General features: G+C 75.9%; 6 protein-coding genes. 4 read left to right on the plus strand and 2 right to left on the minus strand.

Going from position 1 to position 6,822, the window contains the following annotated elements; translation table 11 throughout:
* The first annotated feature begins 3 nt into the window (after positions 1–3).
* Positions 4–885 (plus strand): succinate--CoA ligase subunit alpha, encoded by an 882-nt coding sequence (sucD, locus tag C7C46_RS17400; protein ID WP_035848296.1) that lies wholly within the window; start codon positions 4–6, stop codon positions 883–885.
* A gap of 60 nt (positions 886–945) precedes the next feature.
* On the opposite strand, the gene C7C46_RS17405 is transcribed toward sucD, so the two are convergent.
* Positions 946–1,875 carry a sigma factor-like helix-turn-helix DNA-binding protein gene (locus C7C46_RS17405; protein WP_110670646.1) on the minus strand — a complete coding sequence of 310 codons (930 nt, stop codon included), beginning with the start codon at positions 1,873–1,875 and terminating at the stop codon, positions 946–948.
* 76 nt (positions 1,876–1,951) lie between these two features.
* On the opposite strand from C7C46_RS17405, the gene C7C46_RS17410 reads away from it, so the two are divergent.
* Positions 1,952–3,421, plus strand: coding sequence for a cell division protein PerM (locus C7C46_RS17410; RefSeq protein WP_110670647.1), 1,470 nt, complete (start codon positions 1,952–1,954; stop codon positions 3,419–3,421).
* A gap of 54 nt (positions 3,422–3,475) precedes the next feature.
* Here C7C46_RS17410 and C7C46_RS17415 read toward each other — a convergent pair whose 3' ends face one another.
* On the minus strand, positions 3,476–4,165 hold the full coding sequence (locus C7C46_RS17415; RefSeq protein WP_110670649.1) for a hypothetical protein: 690 nt from the start codon (positions 4,163–4,165) through the stop codon (positions 3,476–3,478).
* A 392-nt stretch (positions 4,166–4,557) separates the two neighbouring features.
* On the opposite strand from C7C46_RS17415, the gene purN reads away from it, so the two are divergent.
* Both purN and purH read left to right on the plus strand, forming a co-directional pair.
* A complete protein-coding gene (purN, locus tag C7C46_RS17420) occupies positions 4,558–5,217 on the plus strand; it encodes a phosphoribosylglycinamide formyltransferase (RefSeq protein WP_110670651.1) in 660 nt (219 codons plus the stop codon).
* Positions 5,214–6,797 (plus strand): bifunctional phosphoribosylaminoimidazolecarboxamide formyltransferase/IMP cyclohydrolase, encoded by a 1,584-nt coding sequence (gene purH, locus C7C46_RS17425; RefSeq protein ID WP_110670653.1) that lies wholly within the window; start codon positions 5,214–5,216, stop codon positions 6,795–6,797. The genes purN and purH overlap by 4 nt, the downstream gene beginning before the upstream one ends.
* The last annotated feature ends 25 nt before the right edge of the window (positions 6,798–6,822 follow it).

The following is a 6,822-nucleotide window of genomic DNA, read 5'->3' on the forward strand; positions in this document are numbered from 1 at the left end:
AACATGGCTATCTTCCTTACCGAGGACAGCAAGGTCATCGTCCAGGGCATGACCGGCTCCGAGGGCATGAAGCACACCCGCCGGATGCTCGCCTCGGGCACCAAGATCGTCGGTGGCGTGAACCCGCGCAAGGCCGGCACCACGGTCGACGTCGACGGCACCGAGGTGCCCGTCTTCGGCTCCGTCGCCGAGGCGATCGAGAAGACCGGGGCCGACGTCTCCGTCATCTTCGTGCCGCCGGCCTTCACCAAGAGCGCCGTGGTCGAGGCGATCGACGCCGAGATCCCGCTCGCGGTCGTCATCACCGAGGGCGTCCCGGTGCACGACAGCGCCTCGTTCTGGGCCTACGCCGGTGAGAAGGGCAACAAGACCCAGATCATCGGCCCGAACTGCCCGGGCCTGATCTCGCCCGGAAAGTCCAACGCGGGCATCATCCCGGCGGACATCACCAAGGCCGGCAAGATCGGCCTGGTCTCCAAGTCGGGCACGCTGACCTACCAGCTCATGTACGAGCTGCGCGACATCGGCTTCTCCTCGGCCGTCGGCATCGGTGGCGACCCGGTCATCGGCACCACCCACATCGACGCGCTGCGCGCGTTCGAGGCCGACCCGGAGACCGAGATCATCGTGATGATCGGCGAGATCGGTGGCGACGCCGAGGAGCGCGCCGCGGCCTTCATCAAGGAGAACGTGACCAAGCCGGTCGTCGGCTACGTCGCGGGCTTCACCGCTCCCGAGGGCAAGACCATGGGCCACGCCGGTGCCATCGTCTCCGGCTCCTCGGGCACCGCGGCCGCCAAGAAGGAGGCCCTGGAGGCCGCGGGCGTCAAGGTCGGCAAGACCCCGTCCGAGACCGCCCGCCTGGCGCGCGAGCTCATCGGCTGACCAAGCACAGCGGCTGACCAAGCCTCGGCTGAGCACGGCTCACCCACGCCCCGGACCGGATCACCGGTCCGGGGCGTCGTGCTTGGTGCACCAGTCGCTGCGCAGCGCCGTGTCCGCCCCGGCCGCGGCCGGCCCGGCGTTGGCCGCGGCCACGCAGACCTGGCGCCGCGGGGTGGCCGGCCCGTGCACCAGCGGGTGGCCGGCCAGGGTGGCGCCGAAGGCCCCGAGGGTGGCCAGCACCAGCGCCGAGGCGGCCACCGGCGGGGCGAGCAGCCGCAGCCGTCCCCGCGCCCGCAGCGCGGCGGTGCCGCCCGGCTCGGGCGCCGCCGGGCAGCCGCGCTCGGCAGCCCGGTAGAGCAGCCCGCCGAGCCGCTCGCCGAACCCGGGTGCGGTCGGATCGGAGCCCACCAGGGCCGGGACCGAGCGGGCCAGCTGCGCGTGCGCGGCGGCCAGCCGGGCGGTCACCGCGCCGGTGCTGGCCTCCACCTCGGCCGCGATGGCGGCCGGGGCCAGGCCCAGCGCGTCGTGCAGCACGAGCACCCGGCGGCGCGGCCGGGAGAGCCGGCGCACGGCGGTGAGCAGGGCCCGGTCCCGGCCGGCGGCGTCCGGCAGCGCGGGCACGGTGATCCGCCGGCGCGCCGGCGGCAGCCGGTGGGTGCGGCGCGGGCCGACCGGGTGCCAGGGGGCCAGCGCCGCCTCGTGGCTGCGCCGGCGCAGCCAGGCCGCCGGGTCGGCGGCGGTGCCCAGCTGCGACCAGCGCGGCCAGGCGGCGGCGAAGGCGCGGTGCACGGCGGCCCGGGCGCTGCGGCGGCGGCCGGTGAGCAGGTAGGCCTGCTGGACCAGCTCGGCGCCCAGGACGGCGTAGAGCGCTTCGAAGTCGGCCAGGGTGGGGGCGGCCGGCCCCGGCTCCGCTGCCTGATCCGCTGCGTGAGCGGGTGCCGGAGCCGCTGTCGGGTCCGGCGCTGGTGCCGGGGAGCCTTCCTGACGCATAAGCAGATCATCCGAGACACGGCGAGGGCCTGCTCCTTGCACAGGGCAGGACGGGTGACGGCGGCACTATGGCTGCATGACGCACCACCTGACGGCCGGTCCGCTCACCGCGCGGGCGGCGCCCCGGGCCGGTGGCCCGGCGCTGGCCGGGATCACCAGCGCGCTGCTGGGGCTGGCCATCACCGCGGTGCCGGTGCTGGCGCTCTGGGTGCTCTCGGCCACCCCGCAGGACAGCGCGGCCGACGCCGCCCGGCTGGCCGGGGCACTCTGGCTGCTCGGCCACGGCGGTCCGCTGGCCAGGGGCGGGACGGCTCCGCTCTCGCTCACCCCGCTGGCGCTCACGCTGGCCGTGCTGCTGCTGGTGCGCCGGGCGGCCGGGCGGGCGGCGGGCACGGTGGGGGTGCGGCGCGGCTCGGTGCCCGCGGTGCTGTGCACCGGGTACCTGCTGGTCGCGCTGCCGGTGGCACTGTTCTGCCAGGGCGCGGGAGTGCTGCGGGCGCAGCCGCTGCCGGACCTGGCGGCCGTCGCGCTGCTGGTCTACGGCACGGCGGCCGCCGGGGCGCGGACCCGGCCGGCCTGGTGGTCGCCGTCGTACCGGTGGGCGGTACGGCAGGCGCGGGGGCTGACACAGCGTCTGGCGGCCCGGCTGCCCGCGGCCGTGACGCAGTGGCTGACCGGACGGCGGCCCGCCCTGCTGCCCGGACCGGCCGTGGTCCGGGCCGCGACGGGCGGGGTGCTCACTCTGCTGGCGGGCGGAGCGCTGCTGTTCGGCACGGTGGTGGTGCTGCGCACCGATGCCACCGACCCCGTGGTGCGCGAGCTGGCCGGGAACAGCGTCTCCGGGCTGCTCGGCCTGCTGCTCAGCTGCCTGCTGCTGGCGCCCGACGCGGTGCTCTGTGCGGTGGGCTACGCCCTCGGGCCGGGGTTCGCGCTGGGCACCGGCACGGCGGTGGCCCCCGGCACGGTGCGGCTCGGCGCGGTGCCGGACTTCCCGCTGTTCGCCCTGGTGCCGAGCAGCGGCAGTGGCTGGCAGTGGCTGGCACTGCTGGTCCCGCTGGCGGCCGGCGTGGTGGTGGCCACCCTGCTCGGGCGGGAGGCGTCGCCGGTGGCGCACGCGGAGGCGGAGGAGGAGGAAGCCGGGGCCGAGTCGGAGGAAGGGCCGGCACCGCAGCTGGTCGGGCCGGCCGGTGCCGCGCTGGCGGCCGCGGGTGCGGCGGTGCTGGTCGGGGTCGCGGTGGCGGTGGCCGGCTGGCTGGCCGGGGGAGCGGTGGGCGGCGGCCGGATGGCGGCGCTCGGTCCCGCGCCCGGCTGCGGTCCGGCGGCGGCCGGGTGGATCGCCGCGGTGGCGGTGCCGGGTGCGGCGGGGCTGCGCTGGTGGCAGCGGCACCGGGCCGATCGGGCGGCGGCCCCGCTGGACCCGCTGGACGCCGAGCCGGCCGGTGCGCTGCCGGTCGGGACGTTGCCGCTGCCGGCCCAGCAGAACCGGGCCGGGCAGGCCGGTGCCCGACTGCTCGACTGGGCCCGCCGACGGCTCGGGCGCAGCTGAGCCGGGGTCAGTGCCCAGCTGAGGCGGGGTCAGGCGCCCCGGGCCGGACCGGGGTCAGTTCTGCGGGTCGAAGACGGTGTTGAGCCAGTGCGGGGCGAGGGTGGAGCAGCTGTCCGCGGCGACCTGGGTCAGGGCGTCGTTCTGGCAGGTGAAGTACGGCTGGTAGGCCATCTCCAGGCCGAAGGAGCCCAGCACCAGGGCCACCGCCACCCCGCCGGTGATCAGCCCGCCCAGCGCGGCCGGGACCTGCGGCGCGACCCGCTGCGAGTAGGGCCAGCTCGGCGCGCCGGGCTGGGCGCCCTCCTCCCGGCCCGCAGAGGCCGCCGCGTCCTTGCGGGTGGCCCGCAGCGTGCTGACGCCCCAGTACAGGGCCAGCACCCCGAACAGCAGCGAGAAGTCGAAGTACCCGAACAGCCCGGAGGAGAGCGAGCCCATCCCGGCGTACAGCGCGTACCGCGAGCGGCGGTGCACCGGGTCGGCGGGGTCGAACCGCGGCTGCGGCGGCCCGGACTGCGGACCCGGCCAGCCCGGCCCTCCGCCGCCCTGCCAGTTCGGGCTCCACGAGTGCGGCGGCGGCACCGGCGGCTGGGCGGGCCGGCCGGACTCGGGGGCAGCGCCCTCCTCGCCCTGCGGCTCCCCGTCGACCGGGCCCTGCGGCAGGCGCGGCTGCCACGGCCGGTCCGGCGCGTCCGCCGGCGGCGGCGCGAAGGGGTTGCGCTCGTCGCTGTTCTTGCCGCTGCTCATGTCGGTCGGGGTTCCTCATCCTCTGGGGTGTCGGGTCGCGTCGGGCGGCCGCCGACCCCATGATCCCGCAGCGCGTCCGGGCGGTGCGTCCGGCCTGCCGTTCGATGCGCAGGTGAGACCCGCCGGTGGGAGCCGGTCGGCGCGCCCGGGAGTCCCTGCGCGCATCTACCCGCGTCTACGCGCGTCAAGCAGAATCCCTGGTACAGCCCGCGTTCAACCAGCCGTTATCGTGGTGACGGTCGGCAGCTCTCCCGGGTTCCCGGAGCCCGCAGCGAGGCGGGACCTCCCCCGGCGCACCCGCGGATCTGTCGACCTGCCGGCCTGTCCGTAGTGGCCCCACCGCCCGGTGGACGTACCAGCGGGCGGGCACCCGACCTACGGAGACCCGCACAGTGGCCGCCGCTTCCTCGCTCGCCTTCCCGCCCCCCGTCGACCGCCCTGCCCGGCTGGTGGTCCTGGTGTCCGGTTCCGGCACCAACCTCCAGGCCCTGCTGGACGCGGTGGCCGACCCCGCGTACGGCGCCGAGATCGTCGCCGTCGGCGCCGACCGGGACGGCATCGCCGGCCTGACCCGGGCCGAGCGGGCGGGGGTGCCCACCTTCGTCCACCGGATCAAGGACCATGCCGACCGCGCCGACTGGGACGCGGCACTGACCGCCTCGGTCGAGCGCCACCGGCCGGACCTGGTGGTCACGGCCGGCTTCATGAAGATCCTCGGCGCCCGCTTCATGGCGGCCTTCGCCGGACGGATCGTCAACACCCACCCCGCGCTGCTGCCCGCCTTCCCCGGCGCCCACGGCGTCGCCGACGCACTCGCCTACGGGGTCAGGGTCACCGGTTGCACCGTCCACCTGGTCGACGCCGGGGTGGACACCGGGCCGATCATCGCGCAGGGCGTCGTCGAGGTGCTCGACGCCGACCACGCCGACGGCGGCGAAGCCCTGCACGAGCGCATCAAGACCGTCGAGCGCCGGCTGCTCGTCGAGATCGTGGGCCGCCTGGCCCGCGAAGGTCACCGCATCGAAGACCGAAAGGTATGGATTCCGGCATGAGCGCCGCTCCCAACGCCACGCCCGTCATCAGCGAGAACGTCCGCCCGATCCGTCGCGCGCTGATCAGCGTGTACGACAAGACCGGGCTGGAGGAGCTGGCCCAGGGCCTGCACGCCGCCGGGGTCGCGATCGTCTCCACCGGCTCGACGGCCGGCCGGATCGCCGCCGCCGGGGTCCCGGTCACCGAGGTCTCCGAGCTGACCGGCTTCCCGGAGTGCCTGGACGGCCGGGTCAAGACCCTGCACCCGCGGGTGCACGCGGGCGTGCTGGCCGACCTGCGGCTGGAGTCGCACCGCGCGCAGCTGGCCGAGCTCGGCGTGGAGCCGTTCGACCTGGTGGTGGTGAACCTCTACCCGTTCACCGCGACCGTGGCCTCCGGCGCCACCCCCGACGAGTGCGTCGAGCAGATCGACATCGGCGGCCCGTCGATGGTCCGCGCGGCCGCCAAGAACCACCCCTCGGTGGCCGTGGTGGTCGACCCGGCCCGCTACGCCGACGTGCTCCGCGCGGCCGCCGAGGGCGGCTTCGACCTGCTGACCCGCAAGCGGCTGGCGGCGGCGGCCTTCGCCCACACCGCGGCCTACGACGTCGCGGTGGCCCAGTGGTTCGAGGACTCCGGGTACACCGAGTCCGAGGAGGCCTTCCCGTCCTTCCTGGGCGCCACCTGGGAGCGCTCGAACGTGCTGCGCTACGGAGAGAACCCGCACCAGCAGGCGGCGCTCTACACCGACGGCACCGGGGGCCTGGCGGCCGCCGAGCAGCTGCACGGCAAGGAGATGTCCTACAACAACTACGTGGACACCGACGCCGCCCGCCGCGCCGCCTACGACCACGAGCGCCCGGCGGTGGCGATCATCAAGCACGCCAACCCGTGCGGCATCGCGGTCGGCGCGGACGTGGCCGAGGCGCACCGCAAGGCGCACGCCTGCGACCCGCTGTCCGCCTTCGGCGGCGTGATCGCGGTCAACCGCCCGGTCACCGTGGAGCTGGCCGAGCAGATCGCGCCGATCTTCACCGAGGTCGTCGTCGCCCCCGACTACGAGCCGGGCGCCGTCGAGGTGCTGGCCCGCAAGAAGAACATCCGGGTGCTGCGCGCGCCCGAGGTCCCGGGCGAGCGCCGGGAGGCCCGCCGGATCAGCGGCGGCCTGCTCCTGCAGCAGGTCGACAAGGTGGACGCGCCGGGTGACGACCCGTCGACCTGGACCCTGGCCACCGGCGAGGCGCTGTCCGAGGCCGAGCTGGCCGACCTGGCCTTCGCCTGGGCCGCCTGCCGGGCCGTCAAGTCCAACGCGATCCTGCTGGCCAAGGACGGCGCCTCGGTGGGCGTCGGGATGGGCCAGGTGAACCGGGTCGACTCGGCCAAGCTCGCGGTGGAGCGGGCCGGCGACCGGGCGCAGGGCTCGTTCGCCGCCTCGGACGCGTTCTTCCCGTTCGCCGACGGCCTGCAGATCCTGCTGGACGCGGGTGTCCGGGCGGTCGTCCAGCCGGGCGGCTCGGTGCGGGACGAGGAGGTCGTGGCCGCGGCCGCGGCGGCCGGGGTCACCATGTACCTCACCGGGACCCGGCACTTCTTCCACTGACCCGGAACGCCTGACGGCCCGTGGG

The organism is Streptomyces tateyamensis (assembly GCF_003205575.1).
Lineage (GTDB): Bacteria > Actinomycetota > Actinomycetes > Streptomycetales > Streptomycetaceae > Kitasatospora > Kitasatospora tateyamensis.